We start from the raw sequence: 22,802 nt of genomic DNA on the forward strand, positions 1-22,802 counted from the left end.
GACCGTTCCCCGTTTCAAGGAATTCCGCCATGTTTGAGCGCCTGATCCGCTTTGCGATTGCGCACCGCTGGCTCGTGATGCTGGCGATCGCGGCCGTGGCCGCGCTGGGTGTCTTCAGCTATCAGAAGCTGCCGATCGACGCGGTGCCCGACATCACGAACGTGCAGGTCCAGATCAACACGGCCGTGCCCGGCTATTCGCCGCTCGAGGCCGAGCAGCGCATCACCTATCCGATCGAGACCGTGATGGCCGGGCTGCCGGGCCTCGAGCAGACGCGCTCGATCTCGCGCTACGGGCTGTCGCAGGTCACCGTGATCTTCAAGGACGGCACCGACATCTACTTCGCGCGGCAGCTCGTCAACGAGCGCATCCAGGAGGCGAAGGACAAGCTGCCGCCCGGCATCGCGCCCGCGATGGGGCCGACGTCGACGGGCCTCGGCGAGATCTACCTGTGGACCGTCGAAGCCGACGCGGCCGCGCGCAAGCCCGACGGCACGCGCTATACGGCGGCCGACCTGCGCGAGCTGCAGGACTGGGTCGTCCGGCCGCAGCTCAGGAACGTGCGCGGCGTGACGGAGGTCAACTCGATCGGCGGCTACGTGAAGGAATACCGCGTCGCGCCGAACCCGGCGAAGCTGATGTCGTACGGGCTGACGCTCGCCGACGTCGTGCGCGCGCTCGAACGCAACAACGACAACGTCGGCGCCGGCTACATCGAAAAGCGCGGCGAACAGTATCTCGTGCGCGTGCCGGGCCAGGCGCGCACCGTCGACGACATCGCGAACATCGTGCTGACCAACGTCGGCGGCGTGCCGGTGCGGATCAAGGACGTCGGGCTGGTCGACATCGGCCGCGAACTGCGCACGGGCGCCGCGACGTCGAACGGCGAGGAGGTCGTGCTCGGCACGGTCTTCATGCTGATGGGCGAGAACAGCCGGACGGTCTCGACGGCCGTCGCCGCGAAGATGGAGGACGTGAACCGCACGCTGCCGGCCGGCGTGAAGGCGATTCCCGTGTACGACCGCACGGTGCTCGTCGAGAAGGCCGTCGCGACGGTGAAGAAGAACCTGCTCGAAGGCGCGATCCTCGTGATCGCCGTGCTGTTCCTGTTTCTCGGCAACATGCGCGCGGCGCTGATCACCGCGCTCGTGATTCCGCTGTCGATGCTGATGACCTTCACCGGCATGGTCAACGCGAAGGTGAGCGCGAACCTGATGAGCCTCGGCGCGCTCGACTTCGGGATCATCGTCGACGGCGCGGTGGTGATCGTCGAGAACTGCGTGCGGCGGCTCGCGCATGCGCAGGCGGCGGCCGGGCGGCCGCTCACGCGCGACGAGCGCTTCGCCGAGGTGTTCGGCGCATCGCAGGAAGCGCGCCGCGCGCTGATCTTCGGGCAACTGATCATCATGGTCGTGTACCTGCCGATCTTTGCGCTGACCGGCGTCGAAGGCAAGATGTTCCACCCGATGGCGATCACCGTCGTGATGGCGCTCGCGGCCGCGATGGTGCTGACCGTCACGTTCATCCCGGCGGCCGTTGCGCTGTTCATCGGCGAGCGGGTCGAGGAGAAGGAGAACCGGCTGATGGGCTGGGCGCGGCGCGCGTACGAGCCGGTGCTCGCCGCGTTCATGACGCGCCCCGCGCGCGTGATGCTCGGCGCGTGTGCGATCGTGGCGGTCACGCTCGGGCTCGCGACGCGGCTCGGCAGCGAGTTCATCCCGAGCCTCAACGAAGGCGACCTGGCCGTGTCCGCGCTGCGGATTCCCGGCACGAGCCTGTCGCAGTCGGTCGAGATGCAGAAGTCGATCGAGAAGACGCTGAAGGCGCGTTTCCCCGAAATCGAACGCGTGTTCGCGCGTACCGGCACCGCCGAGATCGCGGCCGACCCGATGCCGCCGAACCTGTCGGACGGCTACATCATGCTGAAGCCGGCGGACCAGTGGCCGGACCCGAAGAAGCCGCGCGACCAGCTCGTGCGCGAGATCGAGGAAGCGCTTGCCGAGCTGCCGGGCAATGCGTACGAGTTCTCGCAGCCGATCCAGCTGCGCTTCAACGAGCTGATCTCGGGCGTGCGCAGCGACGTTGCCGTGAAGATCTTCGGCGACGACATGGCCGTGCTGAACCAGACCGGCGAGCAGATCGCGGCCGCGCTGCAGAAGGTGCCGGGCGCGTCCGAAGTGAAGGTCGAGCAGACGACGGGCCTGCCCGTGCTGACCGTCAACCTCGACCGCGACAAGCTCGCGCGCTACGGCGTCAGCGTCGCCGACCTGCAGGACACGGTGGCCGCGGCCGTCGGCGGGCAGAAGGCCGGCACGTTGTTCCAGGGCGACCGCCGCTTCGACATCGTCGTGCGGCTGCCCGACGAGCTGCGCTCGGACATCGAGGCGATCAAGCGGCTGCCGATCGCGCTGCCCGCGCCGGCCGCCGGCGCCAGTGCGCCGCTCGCTGCGGCGCCGTACGTGCCGCTCGCGGAGCTCGCGACGATCGACGTCGCGCCGGGCCCGAACCAGATCAGCCGCGAGGACGGCAAGCGGCGCGTGGTCGTCAGCGCGAACGTGCGCGGCCGCGATGTCGGCTCGTTCGTCGCCGATGCGCGCGAGCAGTTGCAGCAGGACGTGCGCGTGCCGGCCGGCTACTGGGTATCGTGGGGCGGGCAGTTCGAGCAGTTGCAAAGCGCGAGCGAGCGCCTGAAGCTCGTCGTGCCGCTCGCGCTGTTCATGGTGTTCGTGCTGCTGTTCGTGATGTTCAACAACGTGAAGGACGGGCTGCTCGTGTTCACCGGCATTCCGTTCGCGCTGAGCGGCGGCGTGGTGTCGCTGTGGCTGCGCGGGATTCCGCTGTCGATCACGGCGGCGGTCGGTTTCATCGCGCTGTCCGGTGTCGCGGTGCTCAACGGGCTCGTGATGATCTCGTTCATCCGCAACCTGCGCGACGAAGGCGTGCCGCTCGACGCCGCCGTGCGAGAAGGCGCGCTCACGCGGCTGCGGCCGGTACTGATGACCGCGCTGGTCGCGTCGCTGGGTTTCCTGCCGATGGCGTTCGCGACCGGCACCGGCGCCGAGGTGCAGCGCCCGCTTGCGACGGTCGTGATCGGCGGTATCCTGTCGTCCACGGCGCTGACGCTGCTGGTGCTGCCCGTGCTGTACCGCGTCAGCCATGCGGTGTCGTGGCGCGCGGCGTTTTTGGGCAGCTTCGGCGGCGGGTTCGGCATGGGCATGCTGCGCCGGCTGGGTTTCTTCAAGGGTAATGCGTGATGCGAATTCTGATTGTCGAGGATGAACCGAAGACGGGCGCGTATCTGCGCAAGGGCCTGACCGAGGCCGGTTATGTCGTCGACTGGGTCGAGGACGGCATCACGGGCCAGCACCAGGCCGAGACCGAGGAATACGACCTGCTCGTGCTCGACGTGATGCTGCCGGGGCAGGACGGCTGGACGCTGCTGCAGAACCTGCGGCGCAGCAAGTCGACGCCCGTGCTGTTCCTCACCGCGCGCGACGACGTCGGCGATCGCGTGAAGGGGCTCGAGCTCGGCGCCGACGACTATCTCGCGAAGCCGTTCGACTTCGTCGAGCTGACCGCGCGCATCAAGTCGATCCTGCGGCGCGGCCAGCCGCGCGACTCGAACACGCTGCGCGTGGCCGACCTCGAACTCGACCTGACGCGCCGCAAGGCAACGCGGCAGGGCGACACGATCCTGCTGACGGCGAAGGAATTCGCGCTGCTGTGGCTGCTGATGCGTCGCGAGGGCGAGATCCTGCCGCGCGCGACGATCGCATCGCAGGTGTGGGACATGAACTTCAACAGCGACACGAACGTCGTCGATTCGGCGATCCGGCGGCTGCGTTCGAAGATCGACGACGCGTACGAACCGAAACTTATCCATACCGTGCGCGGGATGGGCTACGTGCTCGAAGCGCGCGGCGGCGCGGCCGCATGATCGCGCGCCTGCTGCCGCGCACGCTGCGCGGACGCCTGACCGCGCTGATCATCCTGTCGACGTCGGTGATCCTCGCGTCGAGCGGCGTCGCGCTCTACGAGGCGCTGAGCAACCGCGTCGAAACGACGGCGGCCGAGCAGATGGCCGGCATTTCCGCCGCACTGGGCACGCACCTGGCCGAAGCACGCACGACGGCCGACGTCGCGCGCAACACCGACATCTGGATCGACCAGCTGCACGGTCATCCGAACATGGATCTCGCGATCTACGATGCGACGGGTACGCGCCTCGTCGGCACGCCCGGTTTCCGCCCGTATGCGCCGCTGCTGTCGCTGGACGCGGGGCGCGTACCGGTCGGCGTCGCGCCGCCTGGCGCGCGACACCAGTATCTGGTGACGACCGTGCCGCTCGCCGGCGCGGGCGCGCCGGTGGTGCGCGTCGCGGTGCAGTATGACCGCAGCGCCGATGTGCTGCTGCTGCGCACGCATGCTTATACGATCGTCGTGATCGAGGTGTTCGGCGTGGTGCTCGCGGCCGCGTTCGCGTATGGCATCGCGGCGCTGGGCTTGAGCCCGCTGCGGCGTTTCGCGGCGCGTGCCGAGCAGATGTCGACGAGCCGCCTCGCGCATCCGCTGCCGGAACTCGATACATCAGGCGAGCTGAAGGAACTCGAGCATGCGTTCAACGGGATGCTCGCGCGGCTGAGCGAATCGTTCACGCGGCTGAGCCAGTTCTCGTCGAATCTCGCACACGACATGCGCACGCCGCTCACGAACCTCCAGGCGGCCGCGCAGGTCGTGCTGTCGCAGCCGCGCAGCGCGGATGAATATCGCAACGTGATCGAGTCGAGCGTCGACGAGTATCAGCGGCTGTCGCGGATGATCGAGGACATGCTGTTCATCGCGCGCTCGGAACAGGCCGGCACGTCGATCGACGTGCGGCGCCTGAATGCGGCGGAAGAGGCCGGGCGTGTCGCCGGTTACTACGAGCCGCTCGCGGAGGATGCGGGCGTGTCGGTGAAGGTCGACGGCCACGCGTGGGTCGATGCGGATCTCACGCTGTACCAGCGCGCGTTGAGCAACCTGCTGTCGAATGCGCTGGCTTACGCGCCGCGCGGCAGCGTCGTGACGATCGACTGCGTGGAGCAGGGCGGTGCGACGACGATCGCCGTGTCGGATACGGGGCCCGGCATCGCCGCGGAGCATGTCGGGCGGATCTTCGAACGCTTCTATCGCGTCGATCCGTCGCGGCACAATTCGGCGTCGGGGACGGGGCTCGGCCTCGCGATCGTCCGGTCGATCATGGACAACCACGGCGGCGAATGCGGCGTCGACAGCGATCCCGGCCGACGCACGACGTTCTGGCTGCGCTTTCCGCGACGGCCGGCCGAACCGCAGCGGCCGGGCGCCATCCGCACCTGACATCGCGGGCGGGCACACCCGCGCGTTCGCCGCAAGGCGATTGCGCGCCGCACGTTGCCCGCGATCGTGCTACCGAGCGCCATCAGCGCGTTGCCAGGTTGTCGTGGTTGTCGGCCTGCGGCTTCTTCTCGCCGCCGTGCACCGAAATTCCGTGCAGCTCCTTGTTGCGCGCGATGATCTCGCCGGTCGGCGGGTACTGCGTCTTGCTCGTCGGCACGACGCCGTCGTGCTGTGCCTGCTTCAGTTCGTTGACGACCTGCGTGCGGGTCTTGCCCTGCGTTTGCGTTTGCGCCTGTGCAAACGCGGCCTGCGTGGCCATGCCGAGCGACAGCGTGGCGGTGACGAACAGTGCTGCGAGTTTTGCCGTTTTCATTGAGTGCTCTCCTTGATCCGGGTCGCCGGGTGGCGAACCATGGACCCAGTATGCGAAAGCAGCCGTGCGCCACCGTGATCGGGAGATGAAAAAACCGTCAGATTGCGAGAGACGGCGACGCGCGGTACGCGCTCGATCGACGTGACGTAATCGTCATGTTCGCGTCATGGGCGCGATGAGCGGGAAGCGGAACATGAAGCGTGTCAATGGCCCGCGCGGCCGATGGCATTCGCGCCGTTCGCGACAGCAGCATCGAAAGCGGGCGGTCTTGTTCAGACCTTCTTTCCGGACCGAAACGTGCATCGTCCCGTTATTCGCCTATCGTTGATCGCAGTCCTGATCGTCCCGTTCCTCGCGGGCTGCGCATCGCCACGCTCCGACACCGGCACGACCGTGTCGGCCGCCGCGCGCAAGCCGGTGCCGGCGGATCTCATGCCGGGCGAGCAGATCGACTATGCCGGGCATCGCTGCGGCAATCCGAACCTGCACGTGAAAACGCATCCGTGCCTGTTTCCGCAACGAAATCAGACTCCGTGATCGTCCGGCTCACGACCAAAAAAAGGCCCGGTACTCGACGAGCCCGGGCCTAACGCGTGATCGTGCCGTGCGACATCGACCCGCTGCGTGGGTGGGAACGGGCATGGCCCGTTACCGTTCCGATCGTAGCGGCACGACGCATCGCGAACCTGATCGGTACATGAAATTTCTGTCACGCAAGCGCGAGCGCGCTGCCACCTCGATCAAAACCGGTGGCGCAACCCCAGATTGACGATGCCTTGCGTGCGCGTTCCGCCGTAGCCATATGAGCCGATCGATGCCTGCGCCGTTTGCGTGCCGCCGTCGAGCGTGCGCTGTTCACCGTTCGCGCGTTGCCATGCGCCGACCGCATAGAGATCGGTGTGCCTCGACAGTAATCAGTGACTAATTTCATTCGCACTGCGATGCAGTGCATGTGTGAACCATGACGAAACCGTCATGCCCGGATCACGATTCCGCACCGCCGCCGGATCAAAGTGAAGGCTCCCGTCACGGATTCCCAGCCAGGAGCGAACCACATGAACATTCCGCGACCGATGATCGCCATGACCGTTGCCGCGCTGTCGATCGCGGCCTTCTCGCAGGCCGCGGCCGCACCGGCGAAGACCCGGCAGGAAGTACGTCAGGAACTGGTGCGCGCGCGGCACGACGGCGTGATCCCGAGCCCGAGTCACGACTATCCGGCGAGCCCGGCCACCGTCGCGCGCAACCAGGAAATCCATCGCTCGACGGTTCATCGCGGCGAGAAGGCACCGATGGTCGATGCGCACGACAACCGCTTGGCGGTGCGTTGATCGTTCATTCACGGCCGGCTGCGACGATGCCAATCGGCCGATCATGCATTTGAAAAGGAGCATGCCATGCGCACTATCGCAACGGGAATCGTGCTGTCAGTCAGTTTGATGTCGACGGCCGCGACGGCGGCTGGCTGGCCTGAACGGGCGCTGTCGCACGCGTCGGCGCACGACGTCGGCCGCGGCGCGACCGAACGGATGCGCTGCGAGTTTGCGGCCGTGCCGGCAGGCGAGTGGAGCGCGACGTTCACGCGCGGGCAATGCGAGGTCGGCAACGGCCGGCTGACGTTCGTGCCGGCCGATGCGGCGGGCGAAACGAAGGTCGCGGAGACACGGATCGTGCTGGGCGACGTCCGTACCGCGTCGCATCAGTCGCGCAAGTTGAAAGAGCAACTGCAACTGACGACCCGCGACGACGTGATCGCGCTGAACGTGCTGACCGACGACGGCAGCCGCAAATCGCGCGAGCATGCGATCGACCTGTGGATCGCGCTGCGCAGCGAGGGCGTCACGCCCGCCAACGCCACGCGTTTCGTCGACACGTATCCGGCGGGCGCGACGACGTGGTAGCCGGCGCGCCCGTTCCGGTCAAAGCTGCGCGAGCGCCTGGTCGAGATCGGCGAGCAGGTCGTCGATATGCTCGATGCCGATCGACAGCCGCACCGTTTCCTCCTTCACGCCGGCCTTCGCGAGCTCGGCCGGCGACAGTTGCCGGTGCGTCGTCGATGCCGGGTGCGTCGCGAGCGACTTGGTATCGCCGATGTTGACGAGCCGCGTGAACAGCTTCAGCGCGTCCTGGAACTTCGCGCCGCCGTCGCGGCCGCCCTTCACGCCGAACGTCAGGATGCCCGGCGCGCGGCCCGACAGGTAGCGTGCGACGAGCGCATGGTCGGGGTGATCGGGCAGCCCCGCATAGTTCACCCACTCGACCTGCTCGTGGCGCGCGAGATGCTGCGCGATCTTCAGTGCGTTGTCGCTGATCCGTTCGACGCGCAGCGCGAGCGTTTCGATGCCCTGCAGGATCTGGAATGCGTTGAACGGCGAGATCGCCGCGCCCATGTTGCGCAGCGGCACCACGCGTGCGCGGCCGATATACGCGGCCGGCCCGAACGCCTGCGTATAGACGACGCCGTGATAGCTGACGTCGGGCTCGTTCAGCCGCTTGAAGCGGTCCGCGTGCTCGGCCCACGGGAACTTGCCCGAATCGACGATCGCGCCGCCGAGGCTCGTGCCGTGCCCGCCGAGATACTTCGTCAGCGAGTGCACGACGATGTCCGCACCGTGCTCGAACGGACGCAGCAGGTACGGCGACGGCACCGTGTTGTCGACGATCAGCGGGATGCCGTGGCGATGCGCGACTTCCGCGAGCGCAGCGATGTCGGTGACGTTGCCGAGCGGGTTGCCGACCGATTCCGCGAAGATCGCCTTCGTGCGCGCGTCGATCAGCGGTTCGAACGACGCGGGGTCGCGCGGATCGGCGAAGCGCGTCGTGATCCCGTATTGCGGCAGCGTATGCGCGAACAGGTTGTAGGTGCCGCCGTACAGCGAACTCGCGGACACGATGTTGTCGCCGGCTTCGGCGATCGTCTGGATCGCATACGTGACGGCGGATTGCCCCGACGCGAGCGCGAGCGCGCCGATGCCGCCCTCGAGCGCGGCGATCCGCTGCTCGAGCACGTCCGTCGTCGGGTTCATGATCCGCGTGTAGATGTTGCCCTGGACCTTCAGGTCGAACAGGTCGGCGCCGTGCTGCGTGTCGTCGAATGCGTACGCAACGGTCTGGTAGATCGGCACGGCGACCGCGCGCGTGGTCGGGTCGGGACGATAACCGCCGTGCACGGCGATGGTTTCGAGGCGCCAGTTCGAAGAAGCCTGATCGGTCATGGGTGCTCCGTCTGTTGTTGTGATGGTCGACGGATTATAGGAGCACGTGTGCTGCTGTCCTTAGAACGAATGGTGTGTTGCTTATGGGGACGCCGCGCATAGAATGCCTGTTTCCGCAGACAAGGGGTGCGCAATGGATCAGGATCGGTGGAACCGGGTAGATGCGTATTTTTCCGCGACGCTCGTGCCGTCCGACGATGCGCTCGATGCCGCGCTGGCGGCCAGCGACGCGGCCGGGCTGCCCGCGATCAACGTCGCGCCGAACCAGGGCAAGCTGCTGCAGCTGCTCGCGACGATCCGCGGCGCGCGGCGCATCCTCGAGGTCGGCACGCTCGGCGGCTACAGCACGATCTGGCTCGCGCGCGCGTTGCCGCCGGGCGGCACGCTCGTGACGCTCGAACTGAGCCCCGAGCATGCGAAGGTCGCGACGCGGAACATCGCGCGCGCCGGGTTCGCGGAGGTCGTGTCGGTGATCGTCGGCAGCGCGAAGGACAGCCTCGCGCGGCTCGTCGATGCGGGCGAGGCGCCGTTCGATTTCATCTTCATCGATGCGGACAAGGACAACAACCCGGTCTATCTCGACGCGGCGCTGAAGCTGTCGCGGCCCGGCACGGTGATCGTCGTCGACAACGTCGTGCGCGGCGGGCGCGTGGCCGATCCGGACAATCGCGAGCCCGATGTGGTCGGCGTGCGCGACGGGTTCGCGCGTCTCGCGGCCGAGCCGAAGCTCACGACGACGGCCGTGCAGACGGTCGGGCAGAAGGGCTGGGACGGCTTCTCGATTTCGATCGTCGGCGAGTGACGTGATGGCGGCGCGCGTGTGCGGGCGCGCCGTGCGCTAGTTTCTGGCGGCATCCGAAATTGGCGTGCCACGCGCGTCAGCGGTTTCCCGACGCGTCGGCCCGTCGATACAGGCGCGGCCATTGATCCTGGAACAGGCCGTTGCAGGTGCCATGTGTCGCGATGTCGGCGAGCAGGAAGCGCCGGCCGTCGAAGATCCACGACGCGGTCGAGCCGCAATCGCCGGCACTGCGCAAGCGGACCTTGCTCGACAGCATCGCGCTGGCGGAATCGTAGCCGGCCTCGGTCAGTTCGTTTGCGAACGACGCCGAATCGAGGCCCGCGTTCGCGTTCTCGCCGAAGTTCATCGCCGTCGGCGCATACGGCGCCGTGCGTCGCACGCGGTACCACAGGTCGGTATGGTTATACATGCTGCTGGTCTGGCACGGGATCGCGACGAGCGCGTCGTCGGCCGAGATCGCCACGGCGCGCGACGTCTTCCTGCGATCGCCGGCCGACATTTCGTCTTCGACATCGGCGGCGCATTGCTTCACGTCGGCGCCGAATTTCGCGAGCACGGCATCGACGAGCGGGCGCTGTTCGGCGGCCGACAGGTTCGCGACGGGCGGCGCCGGAACGACGGCGGGCGGCAATGCCGGCGCGGGCGGCACCGACGACGCCGGCCGGGTGCCGGGGCGCAGCAGCGCCGTGACCGTGCCGACGCGACCCTGCGTGTCGTCGATCAGCAGCAGCGCGGCATTCAATCCCGACAGAGGCGTGCGAGTTGTTTGTGCCGACGCCGGATCGCCGAAGCTCAGCACCTGCGCATTGCGCGACGCGGCGAGCCACGCGGCAACCGTTGCCGGATCGCTCGTCCGGATCCGGAACGGGCGCGCATCGTTATTGTCCGGCTTGTCGCCGAGCGCATGCCATTGGGCCGGCATCGCGTCGAACGGGCGGCCGTCGACGCGTGCCGTGCGCAGATCCAGCGGCGCCGACGCGAAGATGTCGAGCGACGGTTGCGCGTCGGGGCCGGCATCGCGCGTCACGCGCAGGATGAGGTTGGCGCGTGCATCGTCGATATCGTCGGCGTGGCTTTCGGCAATGCAGCGATTGCCGTTGTCGCAGACGACCGACCAGCTCTTGAAGTCGCGCTCGACCGGCGGCCGCGCGAGCGGGCGAGCCTGCGCGGCGAGCGGGGAAGCGGCGAGGAGGGCGGCGAGGGCGAGCGAAAGGCGGTGCGACATGACGGTTCGTATCGGCTGTGAATGGACGGGCGGAAGACGTCGGACTGCAAGCGCATCGTCAGCACGCGGTGCACGTCGAGTGCAGTGGCGCATGACGCGGCGCGCGTTGCCGAATGACGCCAAGTATACCGCTGCAACGGGCTGCGTTCGGCGCGACGGCGCGTAGTGTGCGGGCACGCACATTGCTCACCGGCAGCGGCCGGGCACATGCAGATGCGAAAACGGCGCGATGCCCGCAGGCATCGCGCCGTTCGTCTTTCACCGACCGTCGACCACGTCGCGCAGGAACGTGTCGAGCATCGCCACGTCGCCCCACGGTCGCTTGTATTCGCGATCGTGTTCGGCATCGGCGAGCATCGTCTCGACGAGCGCGTGGATCGCGGGCCGGCGCGGCCCGTATTCGCTTTCGCTCGCGCTCATCTTCAATTCGAGCAACGCATCGAGTTCCGCGCGCACTGCCGGCTCGTGCACGGTGCCTTCGACGAGCGCCGCGAAGCGCATCGGCGGCATGCCGAGCCCCATGTCGATCCAGCGCACCGCGAGCAGCGGCCGCAGCACGTACAGGTACTTCTTGTAACGCACCGTATCGCCTTGCAGGTAGCCGCGAAAGTTCTTCTTCGCCATCGCGAGGTAATGATGGCGCCCGCGCACCGGCGAAAAGAACGCCGACGCCAGCGACCTGAGCCGTGGCGCCCAACGCGCGTCTTCGCGATACACGACAGGCGAGTCGAGCCATTCGAGCAGCGTCGGGTTCGACCGGCGCAGCAGTTGCAGCGCCTTGCGCAGCTCCCAGCCGCTTACGTCGAGTTCGTCGTCGAGCGGCCGCTCGATCACGTCGCGCTGCGGTTCGACACTCAGGTACCAGTCGCGCCGGTGCACGTACACGAAGCGCACGTCGTAATCGCTATCCGGCGATGCGAAACCCCAGCCGCGGCTGCCCGATTCGCATGCGAACAGCACGCTCACGTCGTGGCGGCGCTCGACTTCCGCGAGTTCTGCCATCACGCGCGCACGCACGGCCGGGTCGACCGGATGTGCGCTGCGCACGGTTGTCATTGCCTTTTCCGTTTTCATTCTTGTTGTTTCCCTTTCGTTGTGCGCGGCCGCCGGCCATCAGCCGCGCGCCGCGCTATCCTTTCACGCACACCACCTGGCGCAGCGTATGCACCACTTCGACGAGGCTGCGCTGGGCCGCCATCACCGCATCGATGTCCTTGTAGGCCATCGGGATTTCGTCGACCACGCCCGCGTCCTTCCGGCATTCGACGCCTTGCGTCGCCCTCGCCTGGTCGTCGGCCGTGAAGCGGCGCTTCGCTTCGGTGCGGCTCATCGTCCGGCCCGCGCCGTGGCTGCACGAGCAAAAGCTTTCCGGGTTGCCGAGCCCGCGCACGATGAAGCTCTTCGCTCCCATCGAGCCCGGAATGATCCCGAGCTGCCCCTTCTGCGCGGACACCGCGCCCTTGCGCGTCACGAGCACGTCTTCGCCGAAGTGGCGTTCGCGCTGCACGTAGTTGTGGTGGCAGTTCACCGCGTGCTCGTCGACCGCGAACGGCTTGGCGATCACGCCGCGCGCCGCGCCGATCACCGCGTCCATCATTGCCTGCCGGTTGCGCCGCGCGTAGTCCTGCGCCCAGCCGACCGCTTCGACGTAATCGTCGAAGTGCCGGCTGCCCTCGGTGAAATACGCGAGGTTGCGGTCTGGCAGGTTCGCGATGTGCTGCCGCATGTCGGCCTGCGCGAGTTCGATGAACAGGCTGCCGATCGCGTTGCCGACGCCGCGCGAGCCGCTGTGCAGCATGAACCACACGTGGTCCGCTTCATCGACGCACACTTCGATGAAGTGATTGCCGGTGCCGAGCGTGCCGAGATGCGCGTAGTGGTTGGTCTTTTCCAGCTTCGGATACTTGTCGACGATCCGCTGGAACCCCGGCAGCAGCGATTTCCACGATTCGGTCACGGCGGCCGGCGTGCGATCGCCCCACGCGCCCGGATCGCGGCGGCCCGGCGCGCGGCCGTGCGGCACCGCGCGTTCGATCGCGCTGCGCAGCCCGGCGAGCGAGTCCGGCAGGTCGGCCGCCGTCAGTGTCGTGCGCGCGGCCATCATCCCGCAGCCGATATCGACGCCGACCGCGGCCGGAATGATCGCGCCCTTCGTCGGAATCACGCTGCCGATCGTCGAGCCCTTGCCGAGGTGGACGTCCGGCATCACCGCGACGTGGCGGAAGATGAACGGCATCTGCGCGGTGTTGCGCAGTTGCGCGCGCGCTTCGTCCTCGACGGCGACGCCTTGCGTCCACATCTTCACCGGCTTGCCGTTCGCCAGTTCCATCACCTGATAATCCATGTTGCTCATCTGCTTCACCTGATTCGTTCATTCGTGCGGCGCGGTGCACATGCACCGCGCCGTTCGTTTCGAGCCTTAAGCGCTCTTGATGCTGACGAGTCCGTTCAGCACCTGGTCGAGACCGCCGAACACCGAGATGCGGTCGATCCGTTCCGCGACGCGTTCGAGCGTTTCCAGCTCCTTGAGCCGCAGCGCGGTCGGGTTTTCTTCCATCACCTTCGCGGTGTTCAGCAGCGAACGCGTCGCCGCCGTTTCCTCGCGACGGCGAATCACGTTCGCCTGCGCGGCTTTTTCGGCTTCGACCACCTGCGCGAGGATCGTCTTCATGTCGCCCGGCAGCACGATATCCTTCACGCCGACGCTGCGCACGTCCACGCCCGAATTTTCGAGGCGCGCACGCACCTGCGCGATCACGACGTCGTCGATCGACTGCTTGTCTTCCAGCAGCTCGTCGAGCGAGCGCGTACCGACGGCCGCACGCAGTGCGAACTGCAGCTCGCGATACAGGTGTTCGACCGGCTTCTGCAACTGGCCGAACGCATGCAGCACGTCCGCATAGCACCACGTCGCCGACAGGTTCAGCCGCAGCGCGACCTTGTCGCGCGTCAGGATTTCCTGTCCGCCGACTTCGAGCGCCTGCACGCGCAGGTCGACGAGTTCGACCGCGACGTCGCGGTTGAAGCGCCAGAACGCCGACACGCCCGCGTCCAGCAGCCGTTCGATCTTGCCGTCGATCTTCAGCACGCCGACGTGATACGCCGGCACCTGCGCCAGCAGCACGCCCGTCAGGCCCGCCACGCCGCGCGCACGCAGCGCCGGTTGCACGATGCGCTTCACGAGGGCGGCCGGCAGCATGCTGTGCTGCGCGAGATCGACGCGTTCGAGACGGTGCGCGATCGGGCCGCGCCAGTACAGCCGGCGCGTGCCCGGCGCCAGGATCTCGACGAGCACGTCGTCTTCATAGCGCAGGCCCGCTTCGTCGTCGGCGAGATCCATCGCGACGAAATAGTGCGCGAGCACATCCTGCGCGTCGTGACGCAGGTAGTCGGCCAGCGCTTCGTCGGCGAGCGGCGCGTCGAGACGCGCGGTCTGCACCGACAGGCGCTTGAACGGGTCGAAGGCCTTGAACACGCCCGGTTCCAGCACCTTCACGAAATCGCCCTCGCTCATCAGCAGCGCGCGTTCGTTCTTTTTCACTACATGACGCTTCCACATATTCTTGTCCTTTTCTTCAATGACCGCCGGGTGACGCGCATCGTGCGGATCGCGGTGCGACGCAATCGGGCGGGTGGCGCGGGGGCCGGCGCGGGCGCTGCACGGCGACGCATCCTGCATCGCTTCGTCGTGCGCGTTCGCGCCGGCCGTCCGGCCGCCTGGCCGATCGCGCGGAACCGTGACCGGTCCGACGCGCGGCGGGCCTCGCGGCCCGCACCGGCGGGTACTGCCTTCATCAATAAACTGCCCTTGCGGACAGTGTTCGAGCGGGATTCGAACCCGCTACACACCTGCTTTCACAGGCTGCTCTACCCAAATGAGCTACCGAACGGTGGGCGCCCCAGGATTCGAACCCGGACGTGGCATGCCTCGCGCGCCCCTTTGCCTTCATCTGTCCATGGCGGCATGCGCTGCCGCGACGAACGAGGTTCGGCGGCGGCGCACCAGCAGGGCTTTGTGAACCCTGGCTCGCGGGCCAGCGGGACATCCGGCGCTTTCTATTGAGCGAGGAGCGTGCCAGCGAGGGCTTCAGTGCTCGAAGAAATTTCTAGCTCGTTGAAAGTAAAGGGGAATTTATTGCGACGTGTTGATTTGCGTCGGCCTTGTCTCTACGGACGGATCGACAAAATCCGATACAATCGGATCGCTTCTTATCCGATGAGATAAACATGCGAAAGACAGTCGCAATCGGTTTTCTCGGCACCGTGCTCGACCAGGGCGGCCGCGCGCCGCGCCGCTACCGCAAATGGCGGCCGACGATCTCGCTGTGCGAGCAGCCCGACCTGCCGATCGACCGCCTCGAGCTGCTGCATCCGCCGAGCTACACGCGCCTCGCCAACCAGGTGCGGGACGATCTCGCGCACCTGTCGCCGCACACCGACGTGCGGCTCACGCCGCTGACGATCCACGATCCGTGGGATTTCGAGGAGGTCTACGCGACGCTGCACGACTACGCGCGTGCCTATCCGTTCGACCTGGAACACGAGGATTACCTGATCCACATCACGACCGGCACGCACGTCGCGCAGATCTGCTGGTTCCTGCTGGCGGAAGCGCGCTACCTGCCCGCGCGCCTCGTGCAGACGGGGCCGCCGCAGCGGACCGACGAGGGGCCGAGCGGGCCGGGTACGTTGTCGGTGATCGATCTCGACCTGTCGCGTTACAACCGGATCGCGCAACGTTTCACGCGCGAGCGCGACGAAACGGTGTCGTTCCTGAAGGCCGGCATCGCGACGCGCAACGCGCGCTTCAATGCGCTGATCGAGCAACTGGAGCGCGTGGCCGTGCGTTCGCGCGCGCCGATGCTGCTCGTCGGGCCGACGGGCGCCGGCAAGTCGTTTCTTGCAAAACGCGTGTACGAGCTGAAGCGCGGCCGCCATCGGCTCGCGGGGCCGTTCATCGAGATCAACTGCGCGACGCTGCGCGGCGACGCGGCGATGTCGACGCTGTTCGGCCACGTGAAGGGCGCGTTCACGGGTGCGCAGTCGGCGCGTGCTGGGCTGCTGCGCGCGGCGGACGGCGGCCTGCTGTTTCTCGACGAGATCGGCGAACTCGGGCTCGACGAACAGGCGATGCTGCTGAAGGCGATCGAGGAGAAGCGCTTCCTGCCGGTCGGCGCGGATGTCGAGGTGGCCAGCGATTTCGAGCTGATCGCGGGCACGCACCGCGACCTGCGGCAGATGGTGGCGGCCGGCACGTTCCGCGAGGATCTCTATGCGCGGATCAATCTGTGGACATACGAATTGCCGGGGCTCGCCGAACGCCGCGAGGACATCGAGCCGAACCTCGAATTCGAGCTCGACCGTTTCGGCCGCGAGCAGGGCGAGCAGGTGCGTTTCAACGTCGAGGCGAAGCGGCGTTATCTCGCGTTTGCAGCGTCGCCGCGCGCGGCGTGGGCAGGAAACTTTCGCGAGCTGTCGGCGTCGGTCACGCGGATGGCGACGCTTGCCGATGCGGGACGGATCACCGAGGACCTGGCCGAGCAGGAGGTCGAGCGGCTGACGCGCACGTGGTCGTCGCCGGGTGGCACGGGGGCGTCCGATACGTGGGTCGATGCGGTGTTCGGTGCGCGTGCGGCGGAACTCGACCTGTTCGACCGCGCGCAGCTCGAACGCGTGCTCGACGTGTGCCGCGTGTCGGCGAGCCTGTCGGAAGCCGGGCGCACGCTGTTCGCGGTGTCGCGGCAGAACAAGAAGCAGCCGAACGATGCGGATCGGCTGCGCAAGTATCTCGCGCGGTTCGGGCTCGATTGGGAGGGAGTGCGGCAGGCGCTCGAAGTGGCGCGGTGAGCGCGGCGGTGCGCGGAGCCGAATGGCCCCGCAATCACGCGGGCGGGTTCGGTCACGCCGCTGCCGCTGCCGCCTCCCGGAACGGCGCGAGGAACGCCCAATCCGGCTGCGCCGCCGCCACATCCGCCAGCCCGCGCGCAAACGCCTGCGCCGGCAGCCACGGATACCCGAACGCCGCGTGCAGCGCATCGAGTTTCACCGACTGCCGGTCGTCGATCGTATCCATCCGTGCAATATGAATGTGCAGCGCGGTTATCCATGCAACGCCGTCGCCATCGCGCGCGAACTGCCAGCGATACGTGCCGTGCCCGATCCGCAGCGCGCCGTTGTCCTTCTGCCGCATCACGACGAGCCACGGCATTGCGCTGACGCCGTGTTCGTCGACTGCCGGTTCCGTGCAGACGTAATAGGTCCGGCACCGTTCGAACCGCTCGCCGAATTCCTCGACCAGCGTGCGCGCAATGGCCGCCGCGCCCGTCACGCGCGGCGGAAAATCGATGTCGTCGTTCGCGAGCGAGAAGCTCAGCTCGGCATCGGCCGCGAAGCAGTCGGCGATCGACGCGGGCCGGTTCAGGTCCTTCGCGCGCAGATAGCATTCGAGCAGCGCGCGAACCTGCGCGGGATGAAGCGGGAAGGGCATGGTCGAGTCTCCAGTATCGGGTTATCGGGCCGCACGCTCCGGCTGCGTATGCGGTGGACACGCTGCTTGGTGCGGGCTGACGTAATCGAACGCGCACTCACGCGCGGCAGATCGCGATGATCTCCGCGCTGGTGGCAGCGTCGAACGGTGCGCGTTGCCAGTCGCCGCACCAGTCGGCCGACGAGAATCCGGCGGCCGCCACGCGGGCCTGCAATTCGGGTTGCGCGACGAAGCGCAGCCGGCTCGTGTTCTTCAGCAACATGTCGTCGCGGCGGAAACGGTAATACGTGTCGAACGTCACGATCCCGTCGTTTACCGCGCGCACCGCATGATGGAGGTCGACGATGCCGGATTCGCGCGATTCGACGCTGCGTGCCGAATGCTCCGGTGTCCATGCACGCCACGGCGCGACGCACGGGTTGCGGGTCTCGAACAGGAAACGGCCGCCGTCGGCGAGCACGCGCCGCGTGCCGCGCAACGTCGCGTCGATTGCGTCGTCGGTCAGCAGGCACTGGAATGCGTGCCCGGTCATCACGACCGCATCGAACGGCGCGCCGGGCGGCAGGCCGTCGAGATCGCAGGCGATCCAGCGTACCGCGTCGGCGCCCGGCTGGCGTCGTGCGTAATCGATCATCGCCGGCGCGGGATCGATTGCGACGACGTCGTGTCCGGCCGCCGCGAGCCGGCGCGCGAACGTGCCGGTGCCGCAACCGAGATCGAGAATGCGTTGCCGCGCGGCGCCGATCACGGATGCGTAGAACGCGAAATCGCGATCGCCCGCGTTGAACAGGTCGTAGACCGCGACGAGGCGCGGGTCGGTGTAGAGGGCTTCGCCGGCGGGCGCCGTGCCGGACGTCATGCGGCCGCGCGCATCAGCGCTGTTGCACGGCCACCCGCAGCCCGAGCGCGATGAAGATCGAGCCGATGATCTTCCCCTGCCAGCGCGTGAGCCACGTGAGCCGCTTCACGAGGCGGCCGAGCGGGCGGATCGAGCATGCGATCAGCGTCGTATAAAGCGAGCTGAGCACGACGAAGATCAGCCCGAGCACCGCGAACTGCACGAACGTCGAGCCGCGTTCCGGGTGCACGAATTGCGGCATGAACGCGAGGAAGAACAGCGCGGTCTTCGGATTCAGCACTTCGGCGGGAATCGCCTGCAGGTACGCCTTGAGCGGTGTGACGGGCGACACCGCCGGCAGCGACGGATCGGACGGTTTGTCGAGCAGCGCACGCACGCCGAGATAGATCAGGTACGCGGCGCCGACCAGCTTCACGACGTTGAATGCGAGCGCCGACGTCATCAGCAGTGCGGACAGCCCGACCGCCGCGAACAGCGTATGCACGAAGTCGCCGCTCGCGACGCCGAGGCCGGTCAGGATGCCGGTCTTGCGGCCGCCCTGCACGGTGCGGCTCAGCACGAGCAGCACGGCGGGGCCGGGGATCAGGAACAGGCCCAGGACGACGGCCGTGAAGGTGGTCAGCGTGGTCAGGTCGAACATGGCGGCTCCGGCAGGTTGGCGCAGCGGCGGGGGATCGGCGCATTGTATTCGGTTCGGCGCGCGGCCGCAGACGCGCCCGCGAACCGCCCGGCTGCGCCGCCGCCTTTCTGGTATAAGCACGAAACGACGCGCGGGCACGGTGCCCGGCATCCTCCACCGCTTACCGTTTCATGCGCAAGCTTCTACCGACCACCGATCCCGCAGCGCACGCCGACGTCTATCACGTGCCGCGTCCGCTCGTCGTGTTCGGCGGCTCGGTCGTCGAGCCCGAGTGGCGGCTCGAGCGGCACAGCCATCGCCAGGCGCAACTGCTCTACACGCTGAGCGGCGTCATCTATTGCGAGATCGACGGCGGCGTGTGGAGCGCACCGCCGCAATGCACGGTGTGGATTCCGGGCGACGTTCCGCATGCGGCGCGCGGCTCGGCCGGCGCGACCTTCTATGCGGTGCTGGTCGAACCCGATGCCGCGCTGGCGTTGCCCGCGCGCTGCTGCACGCTGTCGACGTCGCCGCTGCTGCGCGAGCTGCTGCTGAAGGCGGCGAGCTTCCCGAACCTGTACGACGTCGACGGCCCGCAAGGGCGGCTGATGGCGACGCTGCTCGACGAACTCGTCGCGGCGCCGGTCGAGGATCTGTACCTGCCGATGCCGGCCGACCGCCGGCTGCGCAAGCTGATCGACCATCTGCTCGACGATCCGGCCGACAAGTCGTCGCTGCCCGAACTCGCGCGGCGCGCGGGCGTCAGCGAGCGCAGCCTGACGCGGCTCGCGACGAAGGAGCTCGGAATGAGCCTCGGCGACTGGCGCCGGCGGCTGCACGTCGCGCTGTCGCTGCGGATGCTGACGACCGGCCGCCGCGTGCACCAGATCGCGCTCGATCTCGGCTACGAGAGCGCGAGCAGTTTCGTGACGATGTTCCGCAAGGCGACCGGCAAGTCGCCGACGCAATTCCTGACCGACCGGCAACGCTGAACGGCCGGCGCACGCACGTTTGGCCGGAATGAAAAAGCGGTTGGCCGGGATGAAAAATGACGCGGTTGGCCTCGATCCATAAAATGAGAATCGTTCTCATCTGGAGGCCGACATGCAGATCGTCACGACTGAATTCCCGTTTGTCTGGTTGCGTTACAGCGGCTCGACGCACACCGACCCCGCCCACCTGCTCGCCGAACTCGACGCGTTGCTGGCGCGTCGCGAACGTTTCGTTCTGCTGACCGACGACGCGCCGTCCGGCGACGATCGCGGCGCCGGCGATCACGAAATGCGCAAGCAGCTCGCGAAGTGGAGCAAGGCCAACCGCGTGCAGTCGCGCGAATGGATCCCCGCGATGATCGCGATCGAGCCCGACGCGGCGCGGCGCGTGGCGCTCAACGCGTTCTCGGGTGCGTTCGAGAAAGTCTGGGGCTATCCGTTGAACGCCGCGGCGAGCCGCGACGATGCGCTCGCGCTGGCGCAACGGCTGCTCGACGAACCGGCGCGCGGCGCCGCGGCGGCGAACGGCTGAACCGGCTGAACCGGCTGAACCGGCTGAACCGGCTGAACCGGCTGAACCGGCCGCCGCGCCGGCGGCGCGGCTTTCCTCGACATCGACACGCATGCACGGTGCGCGAATGCGCGCCGCGGCATGTAGCAACCACGCAGGGGTGTCCGGTGGACAATCCGATCCGCGCGATGCGCATCTTCACGCGCATCGTTGAAATGAACAGCTTTACGCGCGCGGCGCAGACGCTCGGCATTTCGCGCGCGACCGCGACGCGGACCGTGCAGGACCTCGAAGCGGCGCTCGGCATGCCGCTGCTGGTGCGCACGACGCGGGCGCTGCGTGCGACGCCCGAAGGCGACGCGTATTACCGGCGCTGCCTGCGCATCACGGCGGACGTCGACGAGCTCGAAGCCAGCATTCGCGGCGCCGCGCTGCATCCGAGCGGGCCGTTGCGCGTCGAGTTGCCGGGGGCGGTGGCGGGCGCGATCGTGTTGCCCGCGCTCGGCGAATTTCATGCACGGCATCCCGATCTCTTGCTGATGCTCGGCGTGTCCGGGCGCGCGGCCGACATGGTCGGCGATGCGGTCGACTGCAGCATCCGGCTCGGCGAGCTGCCCGATTCGTCGCTCGTCGCGCGCAGGCTCGGCATGCTCGAGCGCGTGACGTGCGCGAGCCCGGCGTATCTCGACCGCCACGGTGTTCCGCGCACGCTCGACGATCTCGCCGCGCATCGCGCGGTATGCGGATCGTCCGTTTCCGGTCAGCGCACGGCCGAACTCGATTTCATGGTGGATGGTGCGGGACGCAAGGTGCGGCTCGACGGTATCGTCAGCGTGGACGACGAGCACGCGTACCTCGCGTGCGGCGTGCACGGTCTCGGGCTGATCCAGCCGCCGCGCGTCGCCGCGCAGCCGCTGATCGACGCGGGACGATTGCGGGAAGTGCTGCCGTGCTGGCGGCCCGACGCGATCGCCGTGTCGGCCGTCTACGTGAAGCGCCCGCATGTGTCGCCCGGCGTGCGCGCGTTCGTCGACTGGATCGCCGAGCGGTTTGCGCAGGATCTGGAAGGTGTGGTCGTCGCGGGGCGCATGGCGCGACAGCCGGTGCCGGAAGCCGTCGAGATGAAAGATCGAGAGGGCAGTCAGGTGGCGATGGCGTGAACGACGGGTGTTGAACGAAGGGCAGTCAATCGTTCGCGAGATCGAACGCGCCGGCCATGCGCTCCTGCTCGCGGGCTGGCAGCGCGAGTCGCGTCGCGGGGTGAGGTCCGGTGCCGGAAGATGTAAATATTCTGGCGATTCTTGCGCATGTTTCGCCAGAATATTTTCTTTTTGATGTCCGCCCAGGCGAACCAGGCTTCGCACGGTTTTCCCTACACCGCCCTCAACCGTCCCAACTCGTCCGCCAGAAAATCCACGAACGCGCGAATTCGCGCGGACATCTGGTGCCGCTGCGCGTACACGGCATAGATGTCGGCGCTCGGTGTTTCGTGGTCGGGCAGCACGACCACCAGGCGGCCGTCGGCGAGATAGTCGCGCAGATCCCATTCCGCGCGCATCAGGATCCCGTGCCCGTCGAGCGCCCACTTCACGGCAATCTCGCCGTCGTTCGTCGTCAGGTTGCCGTTGATCCGCACGGCTTCCGTGTCGCGTGCCGCGCCGCGCCCGCTGGTCAGGCGCCAGATCCCGTAACCTTCGTCGCCTTGCCGGATGTCGATGCAGTTGTGCCGCGTCAGGTCATGCGGCGTGCCGGGCGTGCCGTGCCGCGCGAGATACGCGGGCGCCGCGCACAGCAGCCGGCGGTTCGGCGCGAGCCGCCGCGCGACGACGCGCGTGTCGGGCGGCTCGCCGAAGCGGATGCAGACATCGAACGCGTCGTCGGTGAGCGGCGGCGGCATCACCGACAACTGCAACTGCACCGACACCTCCGGATAGCGCGCGACGAAGCGCGAGATCGCGGGGCCGACATGGCTGCGCCCGAAACCGAGCGTCGCGTTCACGCGCAGCAGCCCCTTCGGGCGCTGCTTCGCGCTGCCGAGCAGCTCGCCGAGTTCGTCCATCTGGTCGAGGATCCGGCGCGCGTAGTCGAGATACACGTCGCCCTCGGGCGTCAGCATCATCCGCCGCGTCGTGCGGTTGACGAGCGTCACGCCCGCGCGCCGCTCCATCTGCGTGAGCCGCTTGCTGACGGCCGCCGCGGTCAGCCCGAGTTCGCGCGCGGCCGCGCTCAGGCTGCCCGACGCGGCCAGCGTCGAGAAGAAGCCGAGATCGGCCGGCTGGACGGTTTCCGCCATGACGGGATTCGTGAATTGAAGTTAAAGATGCTTTGAGTCTAGCACCGGTTCCTGCACTCCCGGTTCGG

At 67.7% G+C, this 22,802-nt stretch carries 21 protein-coding genes, 1 tRNA gene and 1 pseudogene; 11 read left to right on the plus strand and 12 right to left on the minus strand.

The window, feature by feature from the left end:
• The first annotated feature begins 29 nt into the window (after positions 1-29).
• Genes LXM88_RS33845 through LXM88_RS33855 form a run of 3 tightly spaced genes read left to right on the plus strand, consistent with a single transcriptional unit; the run spans position 30 to position 5,358 of the window.
• Positions 30-3,254, plus strand: a complete 3,225-nt coding sequence (locus LXM88_RS33845; RefSeq protein WP_262543835.1) for an efflux RND transporter permease subunit — start codon at positions 30-32, stop codon at positions 3,252-3,254.
• On the plus strand, positions 3,254-3,937 hold the full coding sequence (irlR, locus tag LXM88_RS33850) for a heavy metal response regulator transcription factor IrlR (RefSeq protein WP_006490455.1): 684 nt from the start codon (positions 3,254-3,256) through the stop codon (positions 3,935-3,937). Before LXM88_RS33845 ends, irlR begins: the two co-directional genes overlap by 1 nt.
• Entirely contained in the window at positions 3,934-5,358 is a 1,425-nt protein-coding gene (locus LXM88_RS33855; RefSeq protein ID WP_262543844.1) for a heavy metal sensor histidine kinase, read from the plus strand. The genes irlR and LXM88_RS33855 overlap by 4 nt, the downstream gene beginning before the upstream one ends.
• Before the next feature lie 82 nt (positions 5,359-5,440).
• Here the strand turns inward: LXM88_RS33855 and LXM88_RS33860 are convergent, their stop codons facing one another.
• On the minus strand, positions 5,441-5,731 hold the full coding sequence (locus tag LXM88_RS33860; RefSeq protein ID WP_262543846.1) for a DUF4148 domain-containing protein: 291 nt from the start codon (positions 5,729-5,731) through the stop codon (positions 5,441-5,443).
• 222 nt (positions 5,732-5,953) lie between these two features.
• Here LXM88_RS33860 and LXM88_RS33865 point away from each other — a divergent pair, with 222 nt between their 5' ends.
• Positions 5,954-6,268 (plus strand): hypothetical protein, encoded by a 315-nt coding sequence (locus LXM88_RS33865; protein ID WP_262543847.1) that lies wholly within the window; start codon positions 5,954-5,956, stop codon positions 6,266-6,268.
• Positions 6,269-6,471: 203 nt separating this feature from the next.
• Here LXM88_RS33865 and LXM88_RS33870 read toward each other — a convergent pair.
• Positions 6,472-6,645, minus strand: a pseudogene (locus LXM88_RS33870) (porin); the annotation flags it as partial.
• Positions 6,646-6,786: 141 nt separating this feature from the next.
• On the opposite strand from LXM88_RS33870, the gene LXM88_RS33875 reads away from it, so the two are divergent.
• Together LXM88_RS33875 and LXM88_RS33880 are read left to right on the plus strand one after the other, a co-directional pair.
• Entirely contained in the window at positions 6,787-7,062 is a 276-nt protein-coding gene (locus tag LXM88_RS33875; RefSeq protein WP_262543848.1) for a DUF4148 domain-containing protein, read from the plus strand.
• 66 nt (positions 7,063-7,128) lie between these two features.
• Entirely contained in the window at positions 7,129-7,632 is a 504-nt protein-coding gene (locus LXM88_RS33880) for a hypothetical protein (RefSeq protein WP_262543849.1), read from the plus strand.
• 18 nt (positions 7,633-7,650) lie between these two features.
• Here the strand turns inward: LXM88_RS33880 and LXM88_RS33885 are convergent, their stop codons facing one another.
• The gene (locus LXM88_RS33885; RefSeq protein WP_262543850.1) at positions 7,651-8,946 is read right to left on the minus strand and encodes an O-acetylhomoserine aminocarboxypropyltransferase/cysteine synthase family protein; all 1,296 of its coding nucleotides are present in this window, start codon (positions 8,944-8,946) and stop codon (positions 7,651-7,653) included.
• Positions 8,947-9,079: 133 nt separating this feature from the next.
• On the opposite strand from LXM88_RS33885, the gene LXM88_RS33890 reads away from it, so the two are divergent.
• Positions 9,080-9,748: an O-methyltransferase gene (locus LXM88_RS33890; protein WP_262543851.1), complete on the plus strand. Its 669-nt coding sequence runs from the start codon at positions 9,080-9,082 to the stop codon at positions 9,746-9,748.
• A 76-nt stretch (positions 9,749-9,824) separates the two neighbouring features.
• Here LXM88_RS33890 and LXM88_RS33895 read toward each other — a convergent pair whose 3' ends face one another.
• From LXM88_RS33895 to LXM88_RS33915, 5 genes are all read right to left on the minus strand, one after another.
• Positions 9,825-10,973 (minus strand): DUF1176 domain-containing protein, encoded by a 1,149-nt coding sequence (locus tag LXM88_RS33895; protein ID WP_262543852.1) that lies wholly within the window; start codon positions 10,971-10,973, stop codon positions 9,825-9,827.
• A 258-nt stretch (positions 10,974-11,231) separates the two neighbouring features.
• Complete coding sequence (locus LXM88_RS33900) at positions 11,232-12,047, minus strand: nucleotidyltransferase domain-containing protein (protein ID WP_262543854.1); 816 nt, start codon at positions 12,045-12,047, stop codon at positions 11,232-11,234.
• A gap of 55 nt (positions 12,048-12,102) precedes the next feature.
• Positions 12,103-13,326, minus strand: coding sequence for an RtcB family protein (locus LXM88_RS33905; RefSeq protein WP_318654697.1), 1,224 nt, complete (start codon positions 13,324-13,326; stop codon positions 12,103-12,105).
• A gap of 66 nt (positions 13,327-13,392) precedes the next feature.
• On the minus strand, positions 13,393-14,532 hold the full coding sequence (locus LXM88_RS33910) for a slipin family protein (protein WP_262543855.1): 1,140 nt from the start codon (positions 14,530-14,532) through the stop codon (positions 13,393-13,395).
• Between the two features lie 258 nt (positions 14,533-14,790).
• Positions 14,791-14,863, minus strand: a tRNA-OTHER gene (locus tag LXM88_RS33915).
• A 337-nt stretch (positions 14,864-15,200) separates the two neighbouring features.
• Here LXM88_RS33915 and rtcR point away from each other — a divergent pair.
• The gene (gene rtcR, locus LXM88_RS33920) at positions 15,201-16,820 is read left to right on the plus strand and encodes an RNA repair transcriptional activator RtcR (protein ID WP_262543857.1); all 1,620 of its coding nucleotides are present in this window, start codon (positions 15,201-15,203) and stop codon (positions 16,818-16,820) included.
• A gap of 52 nt (positions 16,821-16,872) precedes the next feature.
• On the opposite strand, the gene LXM88_RS33925 is transcribed toward rtcR, so the two are convergent.
• The 3 genes from LXM88_RS33925 to LXM88_RS33935 all read right to left on the minus strand — a co-directional run bounded on the left by LXM88_RS33925 (position 16,873) and on the right by LXM88_RS33935 (position 18,959).
• On the minus strand, positions 16,873-17,460 hold the full coding sequence (locus tag LXM88_RS33925; protein ID WP_262543858.1) for a nuclear transport factor 2 family protein: 588 nt from the start codon (positions 17,458-17,460) through the stop codon (positions 16,873-16,875).
• Positions 17,461-17,557: 97 nt separating this feature from the next.
• Positions 17,558-18,319, minus strand: coding sequence for a class I SAM-dependent methyltransferase (locus LXM88_RS33930; RefSeq protein WP_262543859.1), 762 nt, complete (start codon positions 18,317-18,319; stop codon positions 17,558-17,560).
• A gap of 13 nt (positions 18,320-18,332) precedes the next feature.
• Entirely contained in the window at positions 18,333-18,959 is a 627-nt protein-coding gene (locus LXM88_RS33935) for a LysE family translocator (protein WP_262543860.1), read from the minus strand.
• Positions 18,960-19,129: 170 nt separating this feature from the next.
• On the opposite strand from LXM88_RS33935, the gene LXM88_RS33940 reads away from it, so the two are divergent.
• From LXM88_RS33940 to LXM88_RS33950, 3 genes are all read left to right on the plus strand, one after another.
• Positions 19,130-19,930 (plus strand): AraC family transcriptional regulator, encoded by an 801-nt coding sequence (locus LXM88_RS33940; RefSeq protein WP_262543861.1) that lies wholly within the window; start codon positions 19,130-19,132, stop codon positions 19,928-19,930.
• Between the two features lie 112 nt (positions 19,931-20,042).
• Complete coding sequence (locus tag LXM88_RS33945; RefSeq protein ID WP_262543863.1) at positions 20,043-20,462, plus strand: ATP--cob(I)alamin adenosyltransferase; 420 nt, start codon at positions 20,043-20,045, stop codon at positions 20,460-20,462.
• Positions 20,463-20,608: 146 nt separating this feature from the next.
• A complete protein-coding gene (locus LXM88_RS33950) occupies positions 20,609-21,601 on the plus strand; it encodes a LysR family transcriptional regulator (RefSeq protein ID WP_262543864.1) in 993 nt (330 codons plus the stop codon).
• 212 nt (positions 21,602-21,813) lie between these two features.
• Here LXM88_RS33950 and LXM88_RS33955 read toward each other — a convergent pair whose 3' ends face one another.
• Entirely contained in the window at positions 21,814-22,734 is a 921-nt protein-coding gene (locus tag LXM88_RS33955) for a LysR substrate-binding domain-containing protein (protein WP_262543866.1), read from the minus strand.
• Between the last annotated feature and the right edge of the window lie 68 nt (positions 22,735-22,802).

Origin of the sequence: Burkholderia sp. S-53, assembly GCF_025560745.1 — a bacterium.
GTDB lineage: Bacteria > Pseudomonadota > Gammaproteobacteria > Burkholderiales > Burkholderiaceae > Burkholderia > Burkholderia pyrrocinia.